The sequence below is a fragment of the Bradyrhizobium sp. USDA 10063 genome (genome assembly GCF_054063735.1).
The window spans coordinates 774,676-799,597 of sequence record NZ_JBSSGP010000002.1 but is presented as its reverse complement, the minus strand read 5'-3'; the positions used below and the strand labels follow the sequence as shown (position 1 = coordinate 799,597).

The following is a 24,922-nucleotide window of genomic DNA, read 5'->3' as shown; positions in this document are numbered from 1 at the left end:
CTCTCCCGCTTGCGGGAGAGGTCGGCGCACTCGGATCGGCGCTTCGCGCCGTCCGAGCACAGGCTCCGCGCCGGGTGAGGGCTCTCTCCACTCGGGGGAATCCCAATGCTGAGACACCCTCACCCCAGCCATCTCCCGCAAGCGGGAGAGGGAGCGCAACCCCGCCTCGATCGCTATTTTTCTCCGATCACGCGGAAAATGCGATGCCGGCTCAGCGAACGCCAGCAACGATCAACCGCGCTCCCGCGTCGGCAAGACGCTTGCACTGCTCCTCGGATGCGCCGACATCAGTCACCAGAGTCCAGCGCGGCGGCAGCGGCGCCCAGGCCATTTGTTCGGCGCGGCCGAGCTTGCTGGCGTCGGCGAGAACGATGACTTCTTTCGACTGCTGCATCATCAGCGACTTCAGTGCGACCTGATCGAGATCCGCTTCGCACAGGCCACGGCCATGCACCACGCCGTCGGCGCTCATGATGGCGCGGTCCGCGGTCATGCGGCGCAGCGCCTCATTGGCGAGCGGCCCCATGGTGCTCATGCTGGTGGTGCGCAGCGCGCCGCCCAGCACCACAAGCTCTATCGTCGGAGCCTTGGCGAGGAAGGGCAGCAGCGCGAGATTGTTGGTGATGATGCGCAGCCGCCGCTGCTGCAGCAGTCGGCCGAAGGCTGCGACCGTCGAGCCGGCATCGAGAATCAGCGTATCGCCGTCCTCGATCAGATCGATCGCCGCGCGCGCGATCGCCTGCTTCTGTTTGCCCTGGACCGCAAGGCGCTGCTCGAGCGTCGTCTCGCTTGCGTGGACGGTGAGAATGGCGCCGCCATAGGTGCGGCGCACGGCATTGTTCTTGGAGAGATGCTGCAGGTCGCGCCGCACGGTGGAGGCAGAGACGTCGAAGCGCCGCGCGAGATCGTCGACATCGATCTCTCCCGCGTTCAGTGCCTCCAACAGACGAGCGTGACGCTCCTTGCTGCGCATCGACATCGAACCTCAGCCCCCAGATTCATTGCCGTCAGCCGAGATCGACCGTGTCGGCTTCACGGCGCAGCCGATGGATACCACGATGCATCGGCCGCGCAATATCAGCGCTTAACCCACGTCTAGCTCCTCATCCTGAGGAGCCGCGAAGCGGCGTCTCGAAGGATGGGCCGCGAAGGGACCGCCCACCAAGTTCTATTTCGTATGCGATAGCCCTGCCTTTCTCAGGCAGTCCCCTCAAGCCGCCTTCTTCGGCGCGAGATAGACCGCCTGCCGCAGCGCCTCGATCAGGCTGCGCTCGTCGGCGATCCCCTTGCCCGCGATGTCGAAGGCGGTTCCGTGATCGACCGAGGTGCGGATCACCGGCAGGCCAACAGTGATGTTCACACCGGCTTCCAGCCCCAGCACCTTGATGGGTCCATGGCCCTGATCGTGGTACATCGCGACCACCATGTCGTAGTCGCCGCGGCCGGCCAGGAAGAACAGCGTGTCGGCAGGCAGCGGGCCGCGCACGTCCCAGCTCTTGCGCTGACAGGCTTCCACGGCCGGCGTGATCTTCGCGGCTTCCTCGCCGCGACCGAACAACCCGTTCTCGCCGGCATGCGGATTGATGGCGCAGACGCCGATCTTCGGATTGGCGATGCCGGCGCGCACCAGCACGTCATGTCCGCGTGCGATGACACGCTCGACGAGGCCGGGCTCGATCTTCTCGATCGCATCGAGCAGGCCGATGTGAGTGGTCACGTGAATGACGCGGAGTTTCGGCGACACCAGCATCATCGACACTTCCGGCGTGCCGGTCAGATGCGCGAGGAGCTCGGTATGGCCGGGATATTTGTGGCCGGCCGCATGCAGCGCTTCCTTGGAGAGCGGCGCGGTGCAGATGCCCTGAGCGAGCCCTGCCTGCACCACCTGCACGGCTTTCTCGATGTAGCGATACGCCGCCTCACCTGCCGTCGCGGAAACTTTGCCGAACGGCAGATCGTCCGGCACCAGCTTCAGGTCAACGCACTGCACGGCCTTCGACGCAAAATTCGCCTCCTTCGCGTCGCTCAACGCATCGACCTTGAGCGGCACGCTGACGATCTGACCGGCCTTGCGCAGACGGTTGGCGTCGCCGATCACCAGCGCATTGCAGATCGCCTGCACCTCCGGCTGCGCCAGCGCCTTCATGATCACCTCGGGCCCGATACCGGCCGGATCTCCCATGGTGATCGCAATGGTCGGACGCGTCATATGAAACTTCCTCTGGTTCGGACGGCGCGAAGGCGCTCGCTGATGCGGATGAGGCTGCGCTCGTCACCGAACGCGCCCGCTTTGGTGGCGATCGGAACGGACAATCGGCCAAAAGTGAGGCCGAGCGACACGCCCGGCTCGATTTCGTCGGCAAGACGGATGCCGTTGACGCCGAAGCGCGACAGCATCGCCGCGGCGGTTTCGCCGCCGGTCGCAGCAAAGGCGCCGATCGCGGGTGCGACGGCCTCCAGAGCGTCGGCGAGACCATTGGCGAGCTGCGGGCCGAGCGACATGTCGGGGTGATCATCCATCATGATCTCAACCAGTGCATCGCCGCCGCCGGCAAGTCGTTTCATCACGTCCGCGGCGAGCGCCGCCCGGCCGGCACCATCGTTGAGCAGCGTCTCCGGCGCGACCGTGAAATGCGCCACGGTGCCGGTCGCCTCCAGTTCGCGCGCGGCGGTGCGAGACGCGCCGGCGAGCGATCCCACCACGATCAGGGTGCCGGATGCGCTCCTCGGAATGCACAGCGGCTCGGCGGCATGGCTGGCTTCGAGGCCGGCCAGCGCGTGTGCGAGGCCGGCGCTGCCGATGAAGAAGGTTGCGGGCGATGCATGCAGGCTCGCCTCCGCGATCAAATGCAGATCGTGTTCAGTTTCGGCGTCGCAGGCAGCGACCACATCGCCCTCCCCGGCGAGCCTCGCGAACGTGGCTTTGAGATCGCCACCGCGCACGGCAGCGAGCTTGACCTTCTCACCGCAAATGCCCGCGGTCGCGAGAACGTCGACAAGATCGGCATTCGGATAGGTGTGATCGCGCCGCCAGACCTCGGCCTCCTCGAGGGGCCGGCCTTTGACCAGGATGCGCCCGTCGATGGTGGTGCGGCCGGTGGCCGGAAAGGCCGGCGCGAACACGCCGAAGGCCGGACCCGACCGTGACTTGAGATGCGCAAGCGCGGCGGCAGTCTCCGCTGCAGGTTGTCCCCGCAGCGTCGAGTCGATTTTCTTGAAAAGAATACGCCCGGGTTCGCACAGGCGCGCCAGCACATCGGCATGGCGGGCTGCAGCGGCCCCGGCCGAAAGGCCTCGGCTCGCTGCATCGTAGGCCAGGACGGGTAGCTGGTAACCCGACGCGTCGGTCACCTCACCCCACGTCACCGCCGCCGCACGCCCCCTTCTGCCGAAGGCGATCGCGCAGTCTGCGGCACCGGTGAGATCGTCGGCGACGATCAGCCAGCTTTGGCTTGATGCATTTTCTTGGCGCGAACCGGTATCCACTTCGCTCGAAAACGCTTTAGGGGCCATCTTCAGTGACCTGCCTCCGTGACAACCGAGCGCGCCGCGGGGGTCACCTTGCCGGCAGAAGCCACGTTCTCTTCTGCAGGCTCCTCGACGTCGCGACCAACAACGCGGGCCGTCCAGGCGGTGACGATCGGCACGAGGATTGCGGTGACCACGACGCACGCCGCGACGAGGATGGTCGCAGGCCGCGCCGCGTCTGCATAGGCCGGATTGGCCGCGGCGACAATCGCCGGGACGGCCGCCGCATTACCGGCCGTCGAGGCCGCCGCAACACCCGCGACACCATTCCCGCCAGTGATGCGATCGGCCAAGAACAGCGGGATGCCGGTCAGAACCACCACGCCCACTCCCATGCCGAGCCCGAGCAGACCGGCGTGCCAGACCTTCGACAGATCGAGGCCGGCGCCGAGCGCGAAGGCAAAGAACGGGATCATCACAGGCACCGCGCGGCCCAGGAAGTCGCGCATCTCGCGATCGAGATTGCCGATGATCATGCCCACCATCAGAGGCAAGATAGCGCCGACGAGGGTCTGCCATGGAAATGCCGAGAGGCCGGCGACGCCCAAGGTGATCATGGTGAGGAAAGGACCGCTCTCCAGCGACATGACGGTATAGGCGCCGACGTCACGCGGACGTCCATATTGGCCCATCAACGCCATGTAGAGTCCGCCATTGGTGTCGTTCATGGCCGCGACGATCGCGAGAGTCGAAACACCCGCGAACATGCCGGCCGCGACCGGCGCTTCTCCCAAAATGCGGCCGAAGATCAGGCCGAGGACAACGGCAACGCCAACCTTCACGATCAGCAGGGTGCCGCCCTTCTTCACAATGTAGGGGGTCGCGCGGAAGTCGATGCTCGCGCCCATGCAAACGTAGAACACGGCGAGAATCGTCAGTGCGCCGGAGAACAGTGCGCCGGTGAAGGAGCCAAAGAACTTCGGTGTATCGGGAAAGAAGGTCGCAATAAGCGCCCCGACCAACAGCGGAACCACCATCATCCCGCCAGGCACCTTCTCGATCGCCCGCTTAATTGGAACCTGCATTTCTGTTTTTCTCCCACGCACGGCGCCCATCCGATCATTTTGCGCATTTCTGCCAGAGAAATGAGCAAACGGCCGCCGTATATGCCCGCATCGCGCAGTATTCAAGCCTTATTGCGCATTTCGCGCAAAACTATGCGGAACGGGGCGCACCATGAAAATGGTGCGCCCCGTCATCGTTTGGTTTGCCGCGGCGAAAAGCTCGCTGGCAGGTCAACCTGTAGTAATCGCCGTCTCGACGTCGGACGGATCGATCTGCTTGTTCAGGTTGGCGTGCAGCTTCGCGTGGTCGAGCTCGCCCTCCCACCATGAGACGAACACCGCGGCAATGCCGTTGCCGGTGATGTTGGTGAGCGCGCGCACCTCGCTCATGAACTTGTCGATCGAGAATACGATGGCCATGCCCGGCACCAACGCTGGATTGACCACAGTCAGCGTCGCCGCGAGCGTGATGAAGCCCGCGCCGGTGACGCCGCTCGCCCCCTTCGAGGTCAGCATCGCCACGATCAGGATGGTCAGTTGCTGGCCGAAGCTGAGATCGACGCCGAGCGCCTGCGCGATGAACAGCGTTGCCAGCGTCATGTAGATGTTGGTGCCGTCGAGATTGAAGGAGTATCCGGTCGGAACCACCAACCCGACCACCGGCTTGGAGCAGCCGAGCCGCTCCAGCTTCTCCATCAATTGCGGCAGCGCGCTTTCGGACGAGCTGGTGCCAAGCACGATCAACAGCTCATCCTTGATGTAGGCGATGAACTTGAAGATGCTGAAGCCCATCACCCGCGCGATCAGGCCGAGCACCAGGACCACGAACAGCGCGGCGGTGCCGTAGAACAGCCCGATCAGGCCGATCAGGTTGCCGAGCGCTGCGGGACCGAACTTGCCGATGGTGAAGGCCATCGCGCCGAACGCGCCGACGGGCGCCGCTTTCATGACGATGCTGATCACGCCGAACACCGCATGGGCGCCGTCGTCGATGATGTCGCGCAGCCGCTCGCCGCGCTTGCCCATCGCCATCAGCGCGAAGCCGAAGAGGATCGCGAACAGCAGCACCTGCAGGATGTCGCCGCGCGCGAACGCGCCGAACACGCTGTCGGGGATGATGTTGAGGACGAAATCGACGCTCTTCTGCGCTTCCGCCTGCTTGACGTAGCTCGCGACCGCCGCCGCGTCCGGCTTTGCTGCCAGCCCATGGCCGATCTGGAACAGGTTGCCCATGATCAGGCCAAGGGTCAGCGCGAAGGTAGAGACGATCTCGAAATAGACCAGCGCCTTGACGCCGACGCGGCCGACCTTGCTGGCGTCCTGGATATGCGAGATCCCCGAGACCACCGTGCAGAAGATGATCGGAGCGATCACCATCTTGATCAGCTTGATGAAGCCGTCGCCGAGCGCCTTGATCCAGTCGTTGGTCGCAAGGCTCGGCCACAGCCAGCCAACCACGGCGCCAAGCACGATCGCGATCAGCACCTGGACATAGAGGATTCGGTACCACGGTTTTGCTGCGCTGACCTCGGCAGGCCCGCTCGTCGCAATCGTTGCCATGACTCTTACTCCTACTCGAAGATGCGCAAGGCCGGTCCGCCGGGCTATCCGGGGATGACCATCTCGAAAAATCAGATTGGCAGGCGCCTCGGCCGAGGCCCCTCTTTACATGCGGCGATCGGTGAGCCGCCGCGCGGCCGGCAGCAGCGCCGCCCCGAGCGCGGTCTTGACGATCGTGCCCGCAATGAACGGCACGATCCCGACCAGCCACGCCTTCTCGGCACCCAGGCCGACGCCGAAGGCGAGCCAGGCAAAACCGGCTGCGAGGATGATGAGGTGGCCCAGCGCCATCGCCGCAAACAGCCAGACGATGCTGCGGTCCCAGCCACGCTCGGCGAGCCAGCCGGTGACGAACGCCGCCGCCACGAAGCCAAACAGATAACCGGCCGTCGGCCCCATCAGCGGCGCGAGGCCGCCGACCGGTCCGGCAAACACCGGAAAGCCGATCGCGCCTTCCGCCAGATAGGCGATCATGGTCGCAGCTCCAAGCCACGAGCCATAGGCGGCGCCGATCATCAGCACCACCAGCGTCTGCAGCGTCATCGGCACATAGGGCAGCGGCAGACTGACCTTGGCCGACAGTGTCAGCAGCACCGTGCCCAGGAACGCCAGGATGATTCCACGCCATAGCGAGGAGAATTCACCCGACCGGTTCGGCCACAGCACCGACGCAAGAGGAAAATGCCTGGCGGCGGCGGACTGCGATACCGATCTGACTGACAAGGCCAACTCCGGGAGGTGCGACAAACTGGCGCGCTATTTAAGCCAACCAGCGATCCGCGCAACCGCTTCCTGCATCTCCTCTGCGGACCGTGCATAGGAAAAACGGATGAAGGAGCGGCCGCGGATCGGATCGAAATCGACGCCCGGCGTCGCCGCGACATAGGCCTTTTCCAACATCTCGCGGGCAAATTCGAAGCTGTCGGCGGTAAAGTCCGACACATCGGCATAGAGGTAAAATGCGCCATCTGCGGGCAGGAACCTGGTCAGCCCTGCCTTCGGCAGTCCTTCGATCAGGATGCGCCGGTTCTCCTGATAACCGCGCTTGATCGCTTCCATCTCCTCGCGGCCATCGAAGGCGGCTTCGGCTGCGATCTGCGACAGCGTCGGCACCGAGATCGAGAGATTCTGCTGCAATCGCTCGATCGGGCGCACCAACGGCTCAGGCGCGACCATCCAGCCGACCCGCCAGCCGGTCATGCAGAAATATTTCGAGAACGAATTGATCACGAGCGCGTGTGGGGACAATTCGGCCGCCGTCACCGCCGGAAAGGCGTAGTCGAGCCCGTGATAGATCTCGTCCGAGATGAAGCGAATGCCGGCGCTTTCCGCCGCCGCCATCAGGCTTGCAAGCGCCTCGCGCGACATCATCGTGCCCGTCGGGTTGGCGGGGCTGCCCACCAGAACGCCCTTGAGCGGCGCCTTGCGATGCGCCTCAAGCAACGCCTCGCCGGTCAGTGCATGCCGCGTTTCGTTCGTCGTCTCGATCAGCACCGGCTCGCAGCCGAGCGCGCTGAGGATGTGCCGGTATGGCGGATAGCCGGGCACGGTGACCGCCACGCGATCGCCCGGCTCGAACATCGCGAGAAACGCCAGGATGAAGCCGCCCGACGAGCCCGTCGTGACCACGATGCGCTCGGCATCGACGTCGCATCCATATGTCTCGCGATAATGCCGCGCAATGCGCGCGCGCAGCGAGGGAATGCCGAGCGCCGAGGTATAGTCGATACGTCCATCATCGAGCGCCGCATGGGCGGCTGCGATCGCCGCCTTCGGCGCCGGCGGCGCGGGCTGGCCGACCTCCATGTGGATCACATGCCCGCCGGCCGCTTCGATTCGCGCGGCCGCGGCCATCACGTCCATCACCATGAAGGGCGGAACTTCGCTCCGTCCCGAGGCGGTCAAAAGGTGATTCACGCGGTGTCTAAGTGTCGCTTCGACCATGGATATCTGCTATTTGGGCCGGCGTCGCCGGTTCCGGGTTCCGTAACGACCGGTTGCGCCCCAGACTGGCCGCATTCGGCGGTTTGTTAGGGCATATATTGTCCGCGGCCCGCCGCCAATCGCCAAGACCGCTCCATGTTGCTCCATCTCGCGCTGCGCAAGAAGACCCTGAAATTGACCGCGCTCGCCACCGCAATTGCACTGGCGGTCGCGCCCACGATGGCGCTGGCGCAGCAGAACAAGGGTCCGCCGATCCTGCGCGACACCGAGGCCGAGCAATTGCTGCGCGACTATACGAGGCCGATCCTGCGCGCCGCGGGACTGGAGAAGCAGAACATCCAGATGGTCATCATCAACGACAGCGCCTTCAACGCTTTCGTTGCCGACGGCCGCCGCATCTTCGTCAATTACGGCGCGATCATGCAGTCGGAGACGCCGAACCAGATCATCGGCGTGCTCGCGCACGAGACGGGGCATCTTGCCGGCGGCCATCTCGCAAAGCTCCGCGAGCAACTGGCGCAGGCGCAGACCCAGATGATCATCGCCATGCTGCTCGGCGCCGGTGCGATGGTCGCAGGCGCGCGCGGCGGCAGCAACAACGGCCTCGCCAATGCCGGCGCTGCGGCAGTGGCTGCGCCGCAGGAGGCGATCCGCCGAACGCTGCTCTCCTATCAGCGCCAGCAGGAAGAGAACGCCGACCGCGCCGGTGTGAAATTCCTGAACGCGACCGGCCAGTCCGCCAAGGGCATGTACGAGACGTTCAAGCGCTTCACCGACGAGAGCCTGTTCGCGGCACGCGGTGCCGATCCCTACCTGATGTCCCACCCGATGCCGGCCGATCGTGTCGCTGCGCTGGCGGAGATCGCCCGTTCCAGCCCCTATTGGGACAAGAAGGATGACCCGGCGCTGCAATTGCGCCATGACATGGTGCGCGCCAAGATCTCCGCCTTCATGGAGCGGCCGGACACCGTCTATCGCCGATATCCCTCGTCCAACAACAGCCTGCCCGCCCGCTATGCGCGGGCGATCACGACCTATCTGCACGGCGATCTCCGCAGCGCGCTGGCGCAGATCGACGGCCTGATCCAGGTGCAGCCCAACAACGCCTATTTCTACGAATTGCGCGGCCAGGCGCTGCTCGAGGGCGGCAGGCCGGCGGAGGCGATCGCGCCGTTGCGCAGGGGCGTGCAGCTCTCGGGCAACGCGCCCCTGATCGAGATGCTGCTCGGCCAGGCGCTGGTTGCGAGCAACAACAACGCCTACACCGATGAAGCCATCAACATCCTGCGCGCCGCGGTGGCGCGCGAAAGCGAGGCGCCGATCGGCTACACCCAGCTCGCCATGGCCTATGGCCGCAAGGGCGATTACGCGCAGGCTGACCTTGCTTCCGCCCAGGCCGCCTATCTGCGCGGCGACAGCAAGACCGCGCGCGAATTGGCCTCGCGTGCCAAGACGCGCTTTGCCGTCGGAACCCCCGGTTGGGTCAAGGCTGACGATATTGTGAGCGCCCGGCCGATGCCGGGTCAGAAAAACAACTAGCCATCAACGTAAATCGTCTACAACGATTGCGAAACCGGCCCCAAACCGTAAAGCCGCACAAGGATTTGCCCATGCGCCCGCTCCGCTTTCTTGCTCCCGCCCTGCTCGCCGCCGCGCTCGCAGGCGCATCGCTCCCGGCATCCGCGCAGGGCTTCTCCGATACGCAACGCAGCGACATCGAGAGCATCGTGCGCAATTACCTGATCGCGCATCCCGAGGTGCTCGAGGAGGCGATGAACGAACTCGCCAAGCGCCAGGCCGCGGCCGAGGCCGAGAAGCATCAGGCGAGCATCGAGAAGAATGCCGACGTGATCTTCAACTCGCCGCGCGGCGTGACGCTCGGCAACAAGGACGGCGACGTCACCTTCGTTGAATTCTTCGACTATAATTGCGGCTACTGCAAACGCGCGATGGCCGACATGCTCGACCTCATGAAGGCCGATCCCAAGCTGAAGGTCGTGCTGAAGGAATTTCCGGTGCTGAGCCAGGGCTCGGTGGAAGCCGCGCAAGTCGCCGTCGCCGTGCGCATGCAGGATCCGACGGGGAAGAAATATCTCGACTTCCACCAGAAACTGCTCGGCGGCCGCGGCGCCGCCGACAAGGCGCGCGCGATGGCTGTCGCCAAGGAAGTCGGCCTCGACATGACGAGACTCGAGAAGGACATGGCGGGCCCGGAAGCGAAGGCGACGATCGAAGAGAATTTCAAGCTCGCCGAAGCCATGGGCATGAACGGCACGCCGAGCTACGTGATCGGCAAGCAGGTTGTGATCGGCGCGGTCGGGCTCGAGAATCTGAAGGAGAAGATCGGCATCGCCCGCTGCGGCAAGGCGACGTGCTGACGTAACAGCAAGACAAACATCGGATGCAAAAAGGCCGGCTCTGCAGCCGGCCTTTTATCTGTGCGATTCTGCACACTTCCATTCATCGCGCATTCACAAAACAAACCGCGTGGAACCGCTGTCGGCGCGGAACGTCGCTCTCCTCCTTTCGTTGTCGCGCGGGCAATGCAGGACTTGTGAGGAGGAATCGAAATGACTAACCGCTTGTTGATTTCGGTCGCGACAGCGGCCTTGATCGCGGGAACCGGCTTTGCGAACGCGCAGGGCACCGGCATGGGCCGTGAATCGCCGTCGTCCGGCGGCGGCGCTACGACGCAGCACAGCGCACCATCCGGCGGCGGCGCGTCTTCAGGCACGATGAACCGCGATAGCGGCGGCACCTCGGGTATGAGTGGCGCCGAGCAATCCGGCAAGGGCTCGGGCTCTTCTGGCATGAGGTCGGATTCCGACAGAGGCGGCGCAGCCGACAGGAACGCGCAGGACACCGCGCCCGGTCAGAAATCTAAGAGCATGAGCTCGGACAATGAGAGGACCAAGAGCGACAAGGGCATGAAGGCGGAAGGCCGCGAAGGTCGTGATCGCATGAATGCCGAGCCTCGCGACAAGAGCGGCATGCAGCCTCAGAAGGGCGCGACCGACACCAGCCGCTCGCAGACCACGACCGGCAATGCAGCCACCTCGGCGACCGCGGCTCCGCCGGCCGAAAAGCGGACCCAGATCGTCTCCGCGATCAGGTCGGAGCGGGTCGAGGAGGTCAGGAACGTGAACTTCAACGTCTCGGTCGGCGCCACCGTGCCCACGACCGTGCGCTTCCATCCGCTCCCATCCCGGATCGTCGAAATCTATCCGGAGTGGCGCGGCTACCAGTTCATCCTGGTCGGCGGCCGCTACGTGATCGTGCGTCCGCAGACGCATGAGATCGTCTACATCCTCGAGGGCTAGCAGCAGCTCGAACGCGAGGACGGGGTCCAACCCGTCCTCGCGTTATCCTGCCCGCAGGCGCGCAGGTCGCAGCCGGGCGGCCGGGCTTTTCCACAGAAGTTGGTTAATCAGTGTTTTCCGTGAGTTAGCGGCGCAATCTGACAGCCCGAATGAGCCGTTTGAACCACATTCCAACAAACCTAAAGCTTTCCCTCTGGTCCGTTGTTACCTATAAACCCCGCGACTTGGAGCAGGATCGGGAAACCCGGTTTCCGAAAGGGTCCCGCTCAAAACGCTTTAGCGCTATTTCTTGGAGTTCTGGATGGCCCAGGCCCCTGCCGCGACGATCTACGTGCTCAACGGCCCGAACCTCAATCTGCTTGGGACCCGCGAGCCTGAGACCTATGGCCATGCCACGCTCGCCGACGTCGAGAAGCTCTGCAGGGAGACCGCGGCCCAATTTGGCCTCACCGCGGACTGCCGGCAATCCAATCGCGAGGGCGAGCTGATCGACTTCATCCATGAGGCGCATTCGAAGCAGGCGGCCGGGATCATCATCAATGCCGGCGCCTACTCCCACACCTCGATCGCGCTGCATGACGCGCTGGTCGGGGTGAAAATTCCGACCGTCGAAGTGCATATCAGCAACATTTATGCCCGCGAGAGCTTCCGGCATCATTCCTTCACTGCTAAAGCCGCCTTCGCGTCGCTTTGCGGCTTCGGCATCGATGGCTATCGCCTCGCGATATCAGGCCTCGCCGCCAAGATCGGCGCCAAGGCGAGAGCCTGACGCATTCCCCGTCATCAGACAGAGAGTTTCGGACCAAGATCATGGCGCGCCAGCCTGACGACAAACCCGCCGCAAAGCCCGGCAAAGAGAACGACAAGGATGACGCCGCGCTCATCCGCGAACTCGCGCTCCTGCTCGACGAGACCAACCTGACCGAGATCGAGATCGAGCGCGCGGGCGTCCGGCTGCGGGTCGCGCGCAACGTCAGCATCGCTGCACACGTGCCAGCGGCCGTCGCACCGGCTTCGCCGGTGGCTGGGCCCGTGGCCGCAGCTCCCGCGGCGGCAACCGATCTCGCCAAACATCCCGGCGTGGTACCCTCGCCCATGGTCGGCACCGCCTATTGGGCGCCGGAGCCGGGCGCAAAACCCTTCATCGAGGTCGGCAGCAAGGTATCAGCCGGACAGACGCTGCTGATCATCGAAGCGATGAAGACGATGAACCAGATTCCATCGCCGCGCGCGGGCACCGTGACGCAGATCCTTGTCGAGGACGGCCAGCCGGTCGAATTCGGCGAACCGCTGGTAATTATCGAATAGGCGATGTTCGACAAGATCCTCATAGCCAACCGCGGTGAAATCGCGCTGCGCGTGCTGCGCGCCTGCAAGGAGCTCGGCATTTCGACGGTGGCCGTGCATTCGACCGCGGACGCGGACGCCATGCATGTGCGGCTTGCGGACGAGAGCGTCTGCATCGGGCCGCCGCCGTCGAAGGATTCCTATCTCAACATTCCCGCCCTGCTTGCCGCCTGCGAGATCACGGGCGCCGAGGCGGTGCATCCGGGCTACGGCTTTCTGTCCGAAAATGCCCGCTTCGCCGAGATCCTGGCCGAGCACAATCTGCATTTCATCGGCCCGAAGGCCGAGCACATCCGCCTGATGGGCGACAAGATCGAGGCCAAGAAGACCGCCAAGCGGCTCGGCATTCCCGTCGTTCCCGGCTCCGACGGCGCCGTGAGCTCCGATAACGATGCGATGGCCATCGCCCGGTCGATCGGCTTCCCGGTGCTGGTCAAGGCCGCCGCCGGCGGCGGCGGGCGCGGCATGAAGGTCGCCCATAGCGAAGCCGATCTGGCGCTGGCGCTTTCCACCGCCGCGACCGAAGCGAAATCCGCTTTCGGCGACGCCTCGGTCTATCTCGAGAAATACCTGCAGAAGCCGCGCCACATCGAGATCCAGGTGCTCGGCGACGGCCGCGGCGGCGCCATCCATCTCGGCGAGCGCGACTGTTCGCTGCAGCGGCGCCACCAGAAGGTCTGGGAAGAAGGCCCCTCGCCGGTCCTCTCGGCCGCGGCGCGCGCAAGGATCGGCGAGACCTGCGCGAAGGCGATGCGGGACCTGAAATATCTCGGCGCCGGCACGATCGAATTCCTCTACGAGGACGGCGAGTTCTATTTCATCGAGATGAACACCCGCATCCAGGTCGAGCATCCCGTCACCGAGAGCATCACCGATATCGACCTCGTGCTCGAGCAGATCCGGATTGCCGCCGGCGGCGACCTGCCGGCGAAGCAGGACGAGGTCGCGATCATCGGCCACGCCATCGAATGCCGCATCAATGCGGAGAACCCGCAGACCTTCCGCCCCTCACCGGGGCGCATCTCGCAATACCACCCGCCCGGTGGCCTGGGCGTGCGGATCGATTCGGCGGTGTACCAGGGCTATGTCATTCCGCCCTATTACGACTCGCTCGTCGGCAAGCTGATCGTGCACGGCAAGACCCGCGGCGAATGCCTGATGCGGCTGCGCCGGGCGCTGGACGAGATGGTGGTCGACGGCATCGAGACCACGTTGCCGCTGTTCCGCGCCCTGGTCCGCGAGCCCTCCATCATCGACGGCGACTATCACATCCATTGGCTGGAGCAGTATCTCGCCGGGCAGCCGACCGTCGGCTGAGGGCCTCGATCAGTTCCATTCCGGATGGAACAAAGCGCGGAACCGCGCGTTTGCAGCGACCGGGATTTCCCACGCCCAAGGACCGCTTGCACCCCACTGGATCGATGACACAAGGCACCGTGACGTCTGACGCCAAGCGCCGACGCGCATTGGGCCAAATACTGTTGCTTGCTGCGGGGCTCCTGGTGCTGGTTGCCATCAGCGCCGCGTCCGTCCTGCTGGTGAACAAGGCACGCCAGGACAACGCCTGGGTGGTCCACACTGTCGAGGTGGAAAACCAGATCAATGCCCTCCTGCTCGAACTCCGCCGCGCCGAAAGCTCGGCGCGCGCCTATCTCCTGACCCGCTGGCCGGAATTCCTCACCGATCACGAACAGGCCGTGGCCAACGTCATCCCCTATGCGGACAAGCTGGCGCAGCTCACGGCCGACAATCCGCTCGAGGTCGAGCACGTGAAGAAGATGCGCGCGGCGATCGACATCCGGCTCGATCAGTTCAGGCGCGAGATGGATTTCATCAAGCGCGACGAACCGGCCAGTGCCGCGGCCCTGGTCCGCGAGGCGGCCGCGGGCAACACCAATGCCATCATTCGCGACGTGACGGACAAGATGCGCGCCGAGGAAGCGCGATTGTTCGATCTGCGGACGGCCAATGCCGACCGCTCGCAGATACTGGCGTCCTCCGTCACCATCGCCGGCTCGTGCATCGTGATCGCGCTCGGCGCGATCGCGGCGTTCCAGGTGCGCCGCTCCTCGCGCGTCCGCGATGAGGCCGCAACCAAATTGCGGGACCTCAATGTCACGCTGGAGACCAGCGTCCAGGAGCGTACCGCCGATCTGCGCGAAGCCAATGACGAGATCCAGCGCTTCGCCTATATCGTCAGCCACGACCTGCGCTCGCCGCTCGTCAACATCATGGGCTTCACCAGCGAACTCGAGGAATTGCGCGGCGACATCTTCAAGCGGATCGCGACCCTGAGCCACACCGGCTCGGAAGCAGCCGCGCTGCCGGAGAACGCCACCGACAGCGCCGAGCCTGCGCTCGAGGGCGCCGACAAGCAGCTCTCCGACGATTTCTCCGAGGCGCTCGGCTTCATCAAATCCTCGATCGCCAAGATGGACCGCCTGATCTCCGCGATCCTCAATCTCACCCGCGAGGGGCGGCGCGAGTTCAAACCGGAACGGATCAATAGCCGCGAGCTGATCGAGGGCATCGCCGCCACGGTGGCGCATCAGGCCGCCGAGGCGAATGCGCAAATCCGCGTCGAGCCACTACCTGATATCACCAGTGACCGTCTTGCGCTGGAGCAGATTTTCTCCAATCTGATCGACAATGCGCTCAAATATCTGAGGGACGGTGTTCCCGGCGACATCGCCATCCGCGGGCGCAACAAGCTCGGCTTTGCGATCTTCGAAATCAGCGACAATGGCCGCGGCATCGATCCCAAGGATCACCAGCGCATTTTCGAATTGTTCCGCCGGGCGGGAACCCAGGACAAGCCTGGCCAGGGCATCGGCCTGGCGCATGTGCGTGCGCTGGTGCGGCGTCTCGGAGGAACCATGTCGGTCGCCTCTGAACTTCACAAGGGCAGCACATTCACGATAACACTTCCAGTCAACTGGGCCGCCAACCGGAAGGCAGATGCATGAGCAATCCAGTCACCATCATCATGATCGAAGACGATGAAGGCCACGCGCGGCTGATTGAGCGGAATATTCGCCGATCCGGTGTCAACAATGAGATCTTGCCGTTCACGAACGGTACAGACGCGGTCAGCTATCTCTTCGGCCCGGATGGAAGCGGCACTGACCAAAAGGGCCAGGCGCTGCTCATCCTGCTTGATCTCAACCTGCCTGACATGACCGGCATCGATATTCTGAGGCGGGTCAAGGAGAACAAGCACCTGAAGTCGACCCCGGTGGTGGTGCTGACCACCACGGACGATTCGCAGGAGATCAAGCGATGCTACGAGTTCGGCTGCAACGTCTACATCACGAAGCCGGTGAACTACGAGAGCTTTGCCAACGCGATCCGCCAGCTCGGCCTGTTCTTCTCGGTCATCCAGGTTCCGCCAGCCGCAGCATGAGCACCACAAGCCCCACCCTGCTCTATATCGACGATGACGAGGCGCTGGCGCGGCTTGTCGACCGCGGCCTGACGCGGCTCGGGCTGAACGTGGTGCATGCCGCGAGCGGCCAGGAGGGGCTGGACCGTATCGCCAAAGGCGGCATCGACGTGGTCGCGCTCGACCAGTACATGCCCGGCCTCGACGGGCTCGAGACGCTCGAGCAGATCCTGAAAATTCCTGACGCCCCTCCGGTCGTGTTCGTCACAGCCTCGCAGGATTCCGCGATCGCCGTCACCGCGCTCAAGGCCGGCGCAGCGGACTATCTCGTCAAGGACATCCACGGCGAATTCATCCCGCTGCTCCAGGTCGCCGTCAACGGCGCGCTGCGTCAGGCGGAATTGCAGCGCGCGCGCGACGAGGCGGAAGCCGAGATCCACGCCTCGCGCGACCGCTTCGCCGCGCTCGCCGCCGAGCGCGAGGTGCTGCTCCGCGAGGTCAATCACCGCGTCGGCAATTCGCTGCAGATCATCGCCTCGCTGCTGCACCTGCAGGCGAGTTCCGCGACGCAGGACGACGTCAAGGCGGCGCTCACCAACGCAATGGGCCGCGTCGCCGCTGTCGCCCAGGTGCACCGCCGCCTCTATACCTCGCACGACCTGAAGAGCGTGCTGCTGAACCAGTATCTGGAATCGCTGCTCGAAGATCTCCGCCGCTCGGCCGAAGGCAACCGGATGTCGCGGCTGACCTTGAAGGCCGAGCCGATCGAGATCGATCCGGATCGCGCGGTCGCGATCGGCATCATCGTCAACGAGCTGGTGATGAACGCGGTGAAATATGCCTATCCCGATGGCGCCGGCCCGATCCATGTCGAGCTCAAGGCCGAGGGCGACGATCTGCTGCTGACGATTTCCGATGACGGCGTCGGCCTCAACGTCAAGGCCGATCCGCGCTCCACGGGCCTGGGCCAGCGCATCGTCAGCGCCATGGCCTCCAAGCTCGAGGCCAGCGTCGAGCGCGATCCCGACCATAGCGGCACGCGCATCCTGGTGCGCTTTCCCCGCGCCAGCGCCGCAACGACGACATCCACCAGCGCCGCCGCGAGCTAGCCTCCAGGCATCGCCCCATCGCGCCGCCCGCCCTCGCCTGCTATCCTGCAACCATGACATCGCGCGACTCCGCCGCATCCGAGATCACACCCGACGTGCTGCTGCGCGCCTATGCCTGCGGCATCTTTCCGATGGCCGAGAGCGCCGACGACCCCACCCTGTTCTGGGTCGAGCCGGAAATGCGCGGCGTGATCCCGCTCGACGGGTTTCGCGTCACTTCGCGGCTGGCGCGCACGGTGCGCTCCGATGCGTTCACCGTGACGGTCAACACCGCGTTCAAGGCCGTCATCGCCGGCTGCGCGGCGCCGGCGGATGGACGCGAGGACACCTGGATCAACAACCGCATCCGCGAACTCTATATCGGACTGCATCAGCTCGGCCACTGCCATAGCGTCGAGGCGTGGCAGGACGACGAACTGGTCGGCGGTCTCTACGGCGTCAGCCTGGGCCGCGCCTTCTTCGGCGAGAGCATGTTCCACACGGCACGCGACGCCTCCAAGGTCGCCCTGGTGCATCTGGTGGCGCGGCTCATTGCCGGCGGCTTTGAGTTGCTCGACACGCAATATGTCACCGAGCACCTGCGCAGCTTCGGTGCGCTCGAAATCCCGCGCCGCCGCTATCGCGCGCTGCTCGACCAGGCAATCGCAGGCGCGCCCGCGGATTTCCTGAAGTTGCCGACCGATCAGCCAATCAAGGGGACTGAAGCGCTCGCGATCATCGCCGAGCGCGCATGAGCGCGATGTCATTTGGTTGAATCGGCGTGGCCGCGAGTCCACCTCTCCCGTAGGGAGAGGTCGCGCCGGAGGCGCGGGTGAGGGGTTACGGTCCCTCGATAGAGCAGGTCCCCTCACCCGGCGCTGCGCGCCGACCTCTCCCTATGGGAGAGGTGAAAAAGAGCCGGCGCCCATGGCGGACACAATTCGATCTTATCGCATCGAGCTCTAGTCCGGCTCTGATTCAATCAGAACCGAAGATTCTCTAATTCCCGAATATGCTGAAGAGCCCGCCCGGCCGCTGTTGCGGTGGAGGTGGCGGCGGTTGGGGCTGCGCCGGCGGCTGCTGGAATTGCGGCTGCTGCTGCGGTGGCGGACGCGGGGCGGCCTGCTTCTGCGGCGGCTTCTTCTGTGCCGGCGGTGGAGTCGGCTGCTTCGGCAGATCCGGCGCCGCGTTGACGATGGTCTGCTCCGGCCCTTTGCAGTCGGTCAGCCAGATATCGTAGATCGGGTGCTCGACACCGTGCAGGCCCGGACTTGCGGCAAACATCCAGCCCGAAAAGATCCGCTTCACCTCGCCCTGCAGCGTGATCTCGTCGACCTCGACAAACGCATCGGTGTTGGCGGCTTCGGTCGAGGGCCGCGTGTAGCAGGCGTCCGTCTTCACGCGGAGCGCGCCGAACTGCACGGTCTCGCCGATATCCTCCTCGAAATTGATGATGCGCCCGGTGATCTTGTCGAGCCCGGAGAAGCTCGCCTTCTTGTTCGCGATCTTGGTCGACGGCGGTTCGCTCACCACCTCGTCGCCGGGCTGTAGCGTCGCCGGCGTCTGCGGCACGTTCTTGGGCTGGCGCTGTCCGGGCGGCAGTCCCGGCAACGGATTGGCACCTGGCGGTGTATTGGCGACGTTGGGCGCCCCGGGCGACGGCGGCTGCACGGCGACTGGGGGCGGCGCATTCGGAGCAGGTCCCTGGGTGCCCGGCGGCGGCGCCAGAGGCTGCGACTGGACGCTGCCGGGTGGCGGCACGCCCTGCCCCGGCAGCGGCCGGTTCGGCGTCGGCAACAGCCGGCCGCGCGGCAACTCCGGCACTTCCTCCTCATCATCGGAAGGCGCCGGTTGCCCGCCGCGCGGAATCGCGCCCGGTGGACGCGGCGCAGGATCGGAGAAAATCGTGCCGATCTGCGCGCGTGCTGGCGGTGCAAGCGCGAGGGTTGAGGCGGCGATCAGGGCCGCAAAGCCAGTCAGGGCAACGGTTCGGAGCATCTCGCGCGGCTTCAAGGAGCGAATCGGACTTTCAACATACTAATCGATTATTGGCTATGGGCCGCTCGCAGGACCACCGGTTAACACGCCGAATACGGCGGGGAAAGGGCGGCACCGGCCACTGGTCAGCCTCGGCGCCCCATGGAATAGTTCCGGCTCCACCGACGTCCGCAAGACCGCAACGCGGAAAAAGCAAAAAATCCGGCATCCGTACCGGAAGATCCAGAGGAAGCCCGTACAACATGCCTGTCGTTCTCGATCCCGATGCCGCCGCCGTTTTCAAGGCCTTTCAGGAAGCCGGACGCCCGGCTTACGAAACCCTGACCGCGCCCGAAGCGCGTGAGTACTACCTGCAGGCGCGCTTCGTCTCCAATCCCGAGCCGCCGGAGCTGGCCCAGGTCGATCCGCTGTCGATCCCCGCTCCCCACGGCGCGATCCCGGCGCGGATCTACAGGCCGAAGAAGCTGCGCCAGAAGCACGGGCTGTCGCCGGCGCTGGTGTTCTTCCACGGCGGCGGCTGGGTGATCGGCGATCTCGACACCCATGATGTGGTCTGCCGGAAGCTTGCCGATGAAGGCGAGCTGATCGTGATCTCCGTCGACTATCGTCTCGCGCCCGAGCACAAATTCCCCGCGGCCGTCGACGATGCCATCGCCGCGACGAAATGGGTGGCGGCAAACGCAAAGCAGCTCGGCATCGATGCTGCGCGGCTCTGCGTCGGCGGCGACAGCGCCGGCGGCAACCTCGCCGCGGTCGTATCGATCGCTGCGCGCGACCGCAACGGCCCTGCGATCGCGGGACAGGTGCTGATCTATCCGGCCGTCGATTTCGCGATGACGCATCCTTCGCACAGCGAGCCGGAAACCAGCATCCTGCTGACGCACTCCGTCATCCGCTGGTTTCGCGATCACTATCTCAACGGCGCCGCCGACACGCACGATTGGCGGGCTTCACCGGCACGTGCGAACACCCTAATCGGCCTGCCGCCGGCCTATGTGCTGACCGCCGGCGCCGATCCCTTGCGCGATGAAGGCGACGAATATGCCGAACGCCTCAAGGCGGCCGGCGTGCCCGTCACCTACAAGCACTTTCCCGGCCAGTTCCACGGCTTCTTCACCATGGGCAAATTGCTCAATCAGGCGAATGTCGCAGCGACCGATATCGGCGCGTGGCTGAGGGCGCTGAACGGCTAAACTGTCGCCTTAGTCGATCGGATTGTCACTCAGCCGCGCGCGCAACGTCTCCTTATCTGAGATATCCACCAGTGCGTTCATTGGACGGGCTGTCCAGCAGAAGGGCGACGTTGCGCCAGCCGCGCGGCGCGCGGCGAGCGCCTCCGTAAGCAATTCGGAGATAATCGCGCTGATGGGACGACCTTCACGTTCGCGGATCGTCTGAATCTTCTCAAGAACGATATCGTCGATGTCGATAGTGATGTGCATCAATCTTGCTCGTGTTAGCGGCTTGAAGCGACAACTGCTAACCCGCCCTCGCCGCCCGCCGCAGCGATTGCGGCGGCTGGCCGAAGGCGCGGATGAAGGCGCGGCGCATCCGCTCGGGATCGCGGAAACCGGTGGCCTCCGCGACGCGCTCAATGGCTTCGGCGGAAGACTGCACGCGCTGCCGCGCCACCTCGATGCGCAGGCGCTCGACCGCTTTCGATGGCGTCGTGCCGGTCTCGGCGACGAAGGCGCGGGTGAAGTGGCGCGAGCTCATGCCGGCCTTCTCCGCCATGTCCTCGACTGTCAGCGGCGCATCGAGATGCTCGCGCGCCCAGGCGAGCAGCGGGCCGAAGCGGCCGTTTGAAGCCTTCAACTCCAATAGCGAGGAGAACTGCGACTGGCCGCCGCTGCGGCGATGATAGAGCACGAGTTGCCGCGCAGTCTTCTGCGCGATCTCCTCGCCATAGTCCTCGGTGATCATCGCCAGTGCCAGGTCGATCCCGGCGGTGATGCCGGCCGAGGTCCAGATGTTGTCGTCGCGGGTGAAGATGCGATCCGGCTCCAGTTTCACTTTCGGATAGGCAGCCAGGAAATGCTTGGTCCGCTGCCAATGCGTGGTGGCGCGGCGGCCGTCGAGCAGGCCGGCTTCCGCGAGAACATAGGCGCCCGAGCAGACGCTCGCGATGCGGACACCGCGCTTGGCGAGCCCGCGCACGAACGCCAGCGTCTTTTCGCATTTCGCCGCCGTACGTACGCCCTCGCCGCCCGCGACCATCAGCGTTGTGAGAGCCGCTGACGGTCGCAGCCCGCGCGCAAACATCTCGGCGCCCGAGGACGAACGCACCGGCCCTGGCGTCACCGCGATCACCTTGAGCGCGGGCGGACTGTCGGCAAAGCGCGCGGCGATCTCGAACGCCGAAATCGGACCGGCGGCATCCAGCAATTGAAACTCCGGGAAGATGAGGACGCCGATCATCGGGGCTTCTCCTGTCGATCTTCAGAACGCACGATTGTCCTGAAATGAGGGAATTATGCCATTTTGGACATGAGGCCACCATGCCATTGTGTCGCGGTCAACGGATATTTGAGGCGCTCCCATGTCGACCCCGCTACAAATCGGACTTCTGGTGTTTCCAAAGGTGACGCAACTCGACCTCACCGGCCCGCTGCAGGTGTTCTCCTCCGTGCCCGGGGCCAAAGTGCATCTGGTGTGGAAACGTATCGAACCGGTGCCGAGCGATACCGCGCTGGCGCTGATGCCCACCGTCAGCTTTGCCGACTGCCCGCAACTCGACGTGATCTGCGTCCCCGGCGGCATGGGCGCCGACGACATGACTGATGACGAGGAGATGCTCGCCTTCCTGCGCAAGCAGGCGGAGGGCGCAAAGTATGTCACCTCGGTCTGCACGGGCTCGCTGGTGCTCGGCGCCGCCGGCCTGCTCAAGGGTTATCGCGCCACGACGCACTGGTCGGCGATGGATTTTCTCTCAGCCTTCGGTGCGATCCCGACGCGGACGCGAGTGTGTGTCGATCGCAACCGCATCACCGGCGGCGGCGTCACCGCCGGTATTGATTTCGCACTGACGCTGGTGTCGGAGCTCGTCGACCGCAGGACGGCGGAGGCGATCCAGCTTCGGCTCGAATACAATCCGAAGCCGCCGTTCGACGCCGGCTCGCCGGACACCGCGCCGGCCGAGATCCTCGCCTTCATGAAAGAGAAGATGGCATCGTCACAGGCGCGCCGCGGCGAGATGATCGCCCGCGCCGCCGCGCGGCTCGGATAAGAACCTCGAGGCAAAGAAAAAGGCCGCCAAGTTTCCCGGGCGGCCTTTCCTCTCTTACGGTGGCCTCACATTAACGGGCGATTTCAGGACGTCTGCACCGGGGGCCTATGTCCCGGCCGCATCCCACTCGGAGGCCGCTGCTCATCGGGGCAGTCGCGATTCTGGAGCCCGATCCGACGCGATGGTCATCCACCTCCGTAAGATGACCTTATTGAGCTCCGACCCCGCGTGAAGCGCAAGAACGCTGTAGCGCCCGTCCCCGCTGTTACCGTTGTTCACAGGCACGCGTGCGCTGCACGCGCAATTGCGCGCTCGCACAACGTACGAATGAGTTTGATTCAGCTCGCAGGCGTCCAGGGCTGATAGTCGCCGGTCGCCTTCGGGCGGCGGCCGCTCGCCAGCGTCGAGCCGGACGGACGATACGCCGCCGGCGTGCCCGTCATGTTCGGCACATGCGGCTTTTCCCATTCCCGCGGCGTGTATTTCTCTTCGGTCGGCGGCACGTCGACGACATGATGCAGCCAGCCATGCCATGATGGCGGCACGCGCGAGGCTTCGGCATAGCCGTTATAGATCACCCAGCGGCGCTCGAAGTGCAGGACCGGATCGATCTTGCCGCCGCGGGTGCGATAGTAGCGATTGCCCTGCTCGTCCGTACCGACCAGTTCGCCGAACCGCCAAGTCCAGAGCTGCGTGCCAAAGGTCTGGCCGTTCCACCACGTGAAGAATTTGAGCAGGAATTGTTTCATGAAGCGCCGGCCGGTTCGGGATCGTTGGGCTCTGATGCCATCGGCGGATCGAATTGTCCAGATTGCCGCACGAGTTGTGACCAGAGCGGAACATCACGGCGCAGTGTTGGCGGCCAATTGTCGCGGAATTCGGTCTAACCCGTTCATTCGCCATACAGTTCCTATCTGAGAGGTTGAGGGCCCGCGCACCAAGGTTGCGCGCGGCTCTGGAACGCCGGCCCCCGGAAAGGGTTGGGCCATGTCCCGCAGATGGAGTCCCAACGATGATCAATCTCAAGATTTTAAGCACCGCCGCTGCGCTCGCGCTGGTAGTGCCGCTCGTGGCGCCTAGCGAAGGTTTTGCCCAGGGTACCAAGTTTTCCGCCGGGCGAGTCGGCGGCGGCGGAGCGGCCATTGGAGGCGGCGGTGGTGGATTCCGCGGAGGCGGCTTCGGCGGTGGAGCAGCCATCGGAGGCGGCGGTGGTGGATTCCGCGGAGGCGGGTTTGCCGGTGGCGGCGGCTACCGAGGCGGCTTTGCCGGCGGTGGCGCAGGCCTTGGCACCAAGTTCGCAGGCGCTCCCGCCTTCCGCGGCGGCGCGATCGCCAGTCCCGGTTGGAGCGGCGGCCGGCCTGGATGGAGTGGTGGGTATCGGCCTGGCTGGCGCGGCGGCTACTATGGTCACCGCCGCTACGGAGTTTGGCCCGGCGTTGCTGCGGGTGCCCTGATCGGTGGCGCGCTCGCGTCGAGCGCCTATTACGACAACTACTATGGCTACGGGTATGGGCCGGGCTATTACGACGACAGCTACTACTATGATGACAGCGCGGCGGTTGCGGCCGCGCCTGGCGGCGGTGACGTCGCCTACTGCCAGCAGCGCTACAAGTCCTACGACCCGGCGTCGGGCACCTATCTCGGTTATGACGGCAAGCGTCATCCCTGCCCCTGACCGATTTGATGCGTTTCGCGTGAAAAGGGGCGGCGAAAGCCGCCCTTTTCTGTTGAGAGGCCACCTCCAGCGTCGCGAACATGAATTCGGCTGTAACCGAATCTCATATGCACAGCATCTTGCAGACGTGCTACCGCGCTTCCGCCTAATCAAACCTGTATCGGTATCGTCTCAACAAGAGGATCCCTCGTGCCGCGCGTTCTCGTGGTCGATGATGACCCGATGGTGTGCGCCGCCATCGAGGTCTGTCTGAAGCGCAAGGGCTTTGACGTCACCGTCGCCGACGGCGGTGACGCCGGGATGGTTGCGCTCGAAGATCGCAGCTTCGATGTGATGCTGATCGACGTCTTCATGCCGCACATGAGCGGCTTCGAATCGATCCGGATCTTTCACGAGCGCGCACCCGATATCCCGATCATCGCGATGTCCGGCTACGCCTTCGCCAATGCCGAGCGCGCGCCGGATTTTTTGCGCATGACCCTCGAGATCGGCGCGGCGCGCTGCCTGCGCAAGCCATTCACGCCGAAGGCGCTGATCACCACTGTCAACGAATGCCTTCGCCAATCAGCGGCATCGACTCGCTTCTCGAAGTGATTTGGGGCGGCCAGCCACGGGCCTGCCGGCATGCCTGCCCGTTGTTTCTCCGTAAGCCCACGTGAGTCTTCGGAATGCAATCCGTGGGCTGCCAAAAAATACCTGTCCTGTGAAAAGCGGGCGAAGCGTTGTTCCACAGCGCCATGAGATTTTTTTCTCTTGGGAATCCTTCAGGACTCACTGATACTTGGCGGTATCACAGGCGTGGCACTGCCCCTGTTTTCCTCCCTTTTCCACCATATTTAGTATTTGATTC

At 64.6% G+C, this 24,922-nt stretch carries 25 protein-coding genes; 14 read left to right on the top strand and 11 right to left on the bottom strand.

What is annotated here, in order from left to right; all coding sequences use genetic code 11:
• Positions 1-211: 211 nt before the first annotated feature.
• The 7 genes from ACVJGD_RS05690 to ACVJGD_RS05660 form a co-directional block, all read right to left on the bottom strand.
• Positions 212-979: a DeoR/GlpR family DNA-binding transcription regulator gene (locus tag ACVJGD_RS05690; protein ID WP_456633432.1), complete on the bottom strand. Its 768-nt coding sequence runs from the start codon at positions 977-979 to the stop codon at positions 212-214.
• A gap of 231 nt (positions 980-1,210) precedes the next feature.
• Positions 1,211-2,209 (bottom strand): 4-hydroxythreonine-4-phosphate dehydrogenase PdxA, encoded by a 999-nt coding sequence (gene pdxA / locus ACVJGD_RS05685; RefSeq protein ID WP_456633431.1) that lies wholly within the window; start codon positions 2,207-2,209, stop codon positions 1,211-1,213.
• Positions 2,206-3,513, bottom strand: a complete 1,308-nt coding sequence (locus ACVJGD_RS05680) for a four-carbon acid sugar kinase family protein (RefSeq protein ID WP_456633430.1) — start codon at positions 3,511-3,513, stop codon at positions 2,206-2,208. The genes pdxA and ACVJGD_RS05680 overlap by 4 nt, the downstream gene beginning before the upstream one ends.
• Positions 3,514-3,515: 2 nt before the next feature.
• The gene (locus ACVJGD_RS05675; RefSeq protein ID WP_456633429.1) at positions 3,516-4,553 is read right to left on the bottom strand and encodes a 2-keto-3-deoxygluconate permease; all 1,038 of its coding nucleotides are present in this window, start codon (positions 4,551-4,553) and stop codon (positions 3,516-3,518) included.
• A 210-nt stretch (positions 4,554-4,763) separates the two neighbouring features.
• On the bottom strand, positions 4,764-6,092 hold the full coding sequence (gene dctA / locus ACVJGD_RS05670; RefSeq protein ID WP_456633428.1) for a C4-dicarboxylate transporter DctA: 1,329 nt from the start codon (positions 6,090-6,092) through the stop codon (positions 4,764-4,766).
• A 105-nt stretch (positions 6,093-6,197) separates the two neighbouring features.
• Positions 6,198-6,755 carry a biotin transporter BioY gene (locus ACVJGD_RS05665; protein WP_456640186.1) on the bottom strand — a complete coding sequence of 186 codons (558 nt, stop codon included), beginning with the start codon at positions 6,753-6,755 and terminating at the stop codon, positions 6,198-6,200.
• A 93-nt stretch (positions 6,756-6,848) separates the two neighbouring features.
• Positions 6,849-8,036: a pyridoxal phosphate-dependent aminotransferase gene (locus ACVJGD_RS05660; protein ID WP_456633427.1), complete on the bottom strand. Its 1,188-nt coding sequence runs from the start codon at positions 8,034-8,036 to the stop codon at positions 6,849-6,851.
• Positions 8,037-8,171: 135 nt separating this feature from the next.
• On the opposite strand from ACVJGD_RS05660, the gene ACVJGD_RS05655 reads away from it, so the two are divergent.
• The 10 genes from ACVJGD_RS05655 (at position 8,172) to aat (ending at position 17,928) form a co-directional block, all read left to right on the top strand.
• On the top strand, positions 8,172-9,575 hold the full coding sequence (locus ACVJGD_RS05655) for a M48 family metalloprotease (RefSeq protein ID WP_456633426.1): 1,404 nt from the start codon (positions 8,172-8,174) through the stop codon (positions 9,573-9,575).
• 71 nt (positions 9,576-9,646) lie between these two features.
• Positions 9,647-10,414, top strand: a complete 768-nt coding sequence (locus tag ACVJGD_RS05650) for a DsbA family protein (protein WP_456633425.1) — start codon at positions 9,647-9,649, stop codon at positions 10,412-10,414.
• A 192-nt stretch (positions 10,415-10,606) separates the two neighbouring features.
• Positions 10,607-11,356, top strand: coding sequence for a DUF1236 domain-containing protein (locus ACVJGD_RS05645; protein WP_456633424.1), 750 nt, complete (start codon positions 10,607-10,609; stop codon positions 11,354-11,356).
• Between the two features lie 301 nt (positions 11,357-11,657).
• Positions 11,658-12,125, top strand: a complete 468-nt coding sequence (gene aroQ, locus ACVJGD_RS05640; RefSeq protein ID WP_456633423.1) for a type II 3-dehydroquinate dehydratase — start codon at positions 11,658-11,660, stop codon at positions 12,123-12,125.
• Positions 12,126-12,166: 41 nt separating this feature from the next.
• A complete protein-coding gene (accB, locus tag ACVJGD_RS05635; protein WP_456633422.1) occupies positions 12,167-12,664 on the top strand; it encodes an acetyl-CoA carboxylase biotin carboxyl carrier protein in 498 nt (165 codons plus the stop codon).
• Between the two features lie 3 nt (positions 12,665-12,667).
• The gene (accC, locus tag ACVJGD_RS05630) at positions 12,668-14,020 is read left to right on the top strand and encodes an acetyl-CoA carboxylase biotin carboxylase subunit (RefSeq protein WP_456633421.1); all 1,353 of its coding nucleotides are present in this window, start codon (positions 12,668-12,670) and stop codon (positions 14,018-14,020) included.
• Positions 14,021-14,139: 119 nt separating this feature from the next.
• Positions 14,140-15,669 (top strand): sensor histidine kinase, encoded by a 1,530-nt coding sequence (locus tag ACVJGD_RS05625; protein ID WP_456640185.1) that lies wholly within the window; start codon positions 14,140-14,142, stop codon positions 15,667-15,669.
• Entirely contained in the window at positions 15,666-16,106 is a 441-nt protein-coding gene (locus tag ACVJGD_RS05620; RefSeq protein WP_456633420.1) for a response regulator, read from the top strand. The genes ACVJGD_RS05625 and ACVJGD_RS05620 overlap by 4 nt, the downstream gene beginning before the upstream one ends.
• Positions 16,103-17,194 carry a sensor histidine kinase gene (locus ACVJGD_RS05615; protein ID WP_456633419.1) on the top strand — a complete coding sequence of 364 codons (1,092 nt, stop codon included), beginning with the start codon at positions 16,103-16,105 and terminating at the stop codon, positions 17,192-17,194. The genes ACVJGD_RS05620 and ACVJGD_RS05615 overlap by 4 nt, the downstream gene beginning before the upstream one ends.
• Before the next feature lie 53 nt (positions 17,195-17,247).
• The gene (gene aat / locus ACVJGD_RS05610) at positions 17,248-17,928 is read left to right on the top strand and encodes a leucyl/phenylalanyl-tRNA--protein transferase (protein WP_456633418.1); all 681 of its coding nucleotides are present in this window, start codon (positions 17,248-17,250) and stop codon (positions 17,926-17,928) included.
• 244 nt (positions 17,929-18,172) lie between these two features.
• Here the strand turns inward: aat and ACVJGD_RS05605 are convergent, their stop codons facing one another.
• Entirely contained in the window at positions 18,173-19,171 is a 999-nt protein-coding gene (locus ACVJGD_RS05605) for a DUF2155 domain-containing protein (RefSeq protein WP_456633417.1), read from the bottom strand.
• Positions 19,172-19,413: 242 nt separating this feature from the next.
• Between ACVJGD_RS05605 and ACVJGD_RS05600 the strand changes: the two genes are divergently transcribed.
• Positions 19,414-20,364, top strand: coding sequence for an alpha/beta hydrolase (locus ACVJGD_RS05600; RefSeq protein ID WP_456633416.1), 951 nt, complete (start codon positions 19,414-19,416; stop codon positions 20,362-20,364).
• A 9-nt stretch (positions 20,365-20,373) separates the two neighbouring features.
• On the opposite strand, the gene ACVJGD_RS05595 is transcribed toward ACVJGD_RS05600, so the two are convergent.
• Together ACVJGD_RS05595 and ACVJGD_RS05590 are read right to left on the bottom strand one after the other, a co-directional pair.
• A complete protein-coding gene (locus tag ACVJGD_RS05595) occupies positions 20,374-20,613 on the bottom strand; it encodes a hypothetical protein (RefSeq protein WP_456633415.1) in 240 nt (79 codons plus the stop codon).
• A 37-nt stretch (positions 20,614-20,650) separates the two neighbouring features.
• Complete coding sequence (locus ACVJGD_RS05590) at positions 20,651-21,589, bottom strand: GlxA family transcriptional regulator (RefSeq protein WP_456633414.1); 939 nt, start codon at positions 21,587-21,589, stop codon at positions 20,651-20,653.
• 121 nt (positions 21,590-21,710) lie between these two features.
• Here ACVJGD_RS05590 and ACVJGD_RS05585 point away from each other — a divergent pair, with 121 nt between their 5' ends.
• The gene (locus ACVJGD_RS05585) at positions 21,711-22,397 is read left to right on the top strand and encodes a DJ-1/PfpI family protein (protein ID WP_456633413.1); all 687 of its coding nucleotides are present in this window, start codon (positions 21,711-21,713) and stop codon (positions 22,395-22,397) included.
• A gap of 338 nt (positions 22,398-22,735) precedes the next feature.
• On the opposite strand, the gene ACVJGD_RS05580 is transcribed toward ACVJGD_RS05585, so the two are convergent.
• Positions 22,736-23,146 carry an NADH:ubiquinone oxidoreductase subunit NDUFA12 gene (locus ACVJGD_RS05580; protein ID WP_456633412.1) on the bottom strand — a complete coding sequence of 137 codons (411 nt, stop codon included), beginning with the start codon at positions 23,144-23,146 and terminating at the stop codon, positions 22,736-22,738.
• Between the two features lie 263 nt (positions 23,147-23,409).
• Here ACVJGD_RS05580 and ACVJGD_RS05575 point away from each other — a divergent pair, with 263 nt between their 5' ends.
• Together ACVJGD_RS05575 and ACVJGD_RS05570 are read left to right on the top strand one after the other, a co-directional pair.
• Positions 23,410-24,072: a BA14K family protein gene (locus ACVJGD_RS05575; RefSeq protein WP_456633411.1), complete on the top strand. Its 663-nt coding sequence runs from the start codon at positions 23,410-23,412 to the stop codon at positions 24,070-24,072.
• Positions 24,073-24,261: 189 nt separating this feature from the next.
• On the top strand, positions 24,262-24,666 hold the full coding sequence (locus ACVJGD_RS05570; RefSeq protein WP_456633410.1) for a response regulator: 405 nt from the start codon (positions 24,262-24,264) through the stop codon (positions 24,664-24,666).
• Positions 24,667-24,922 lie beyond the last annotated feature (256 nt).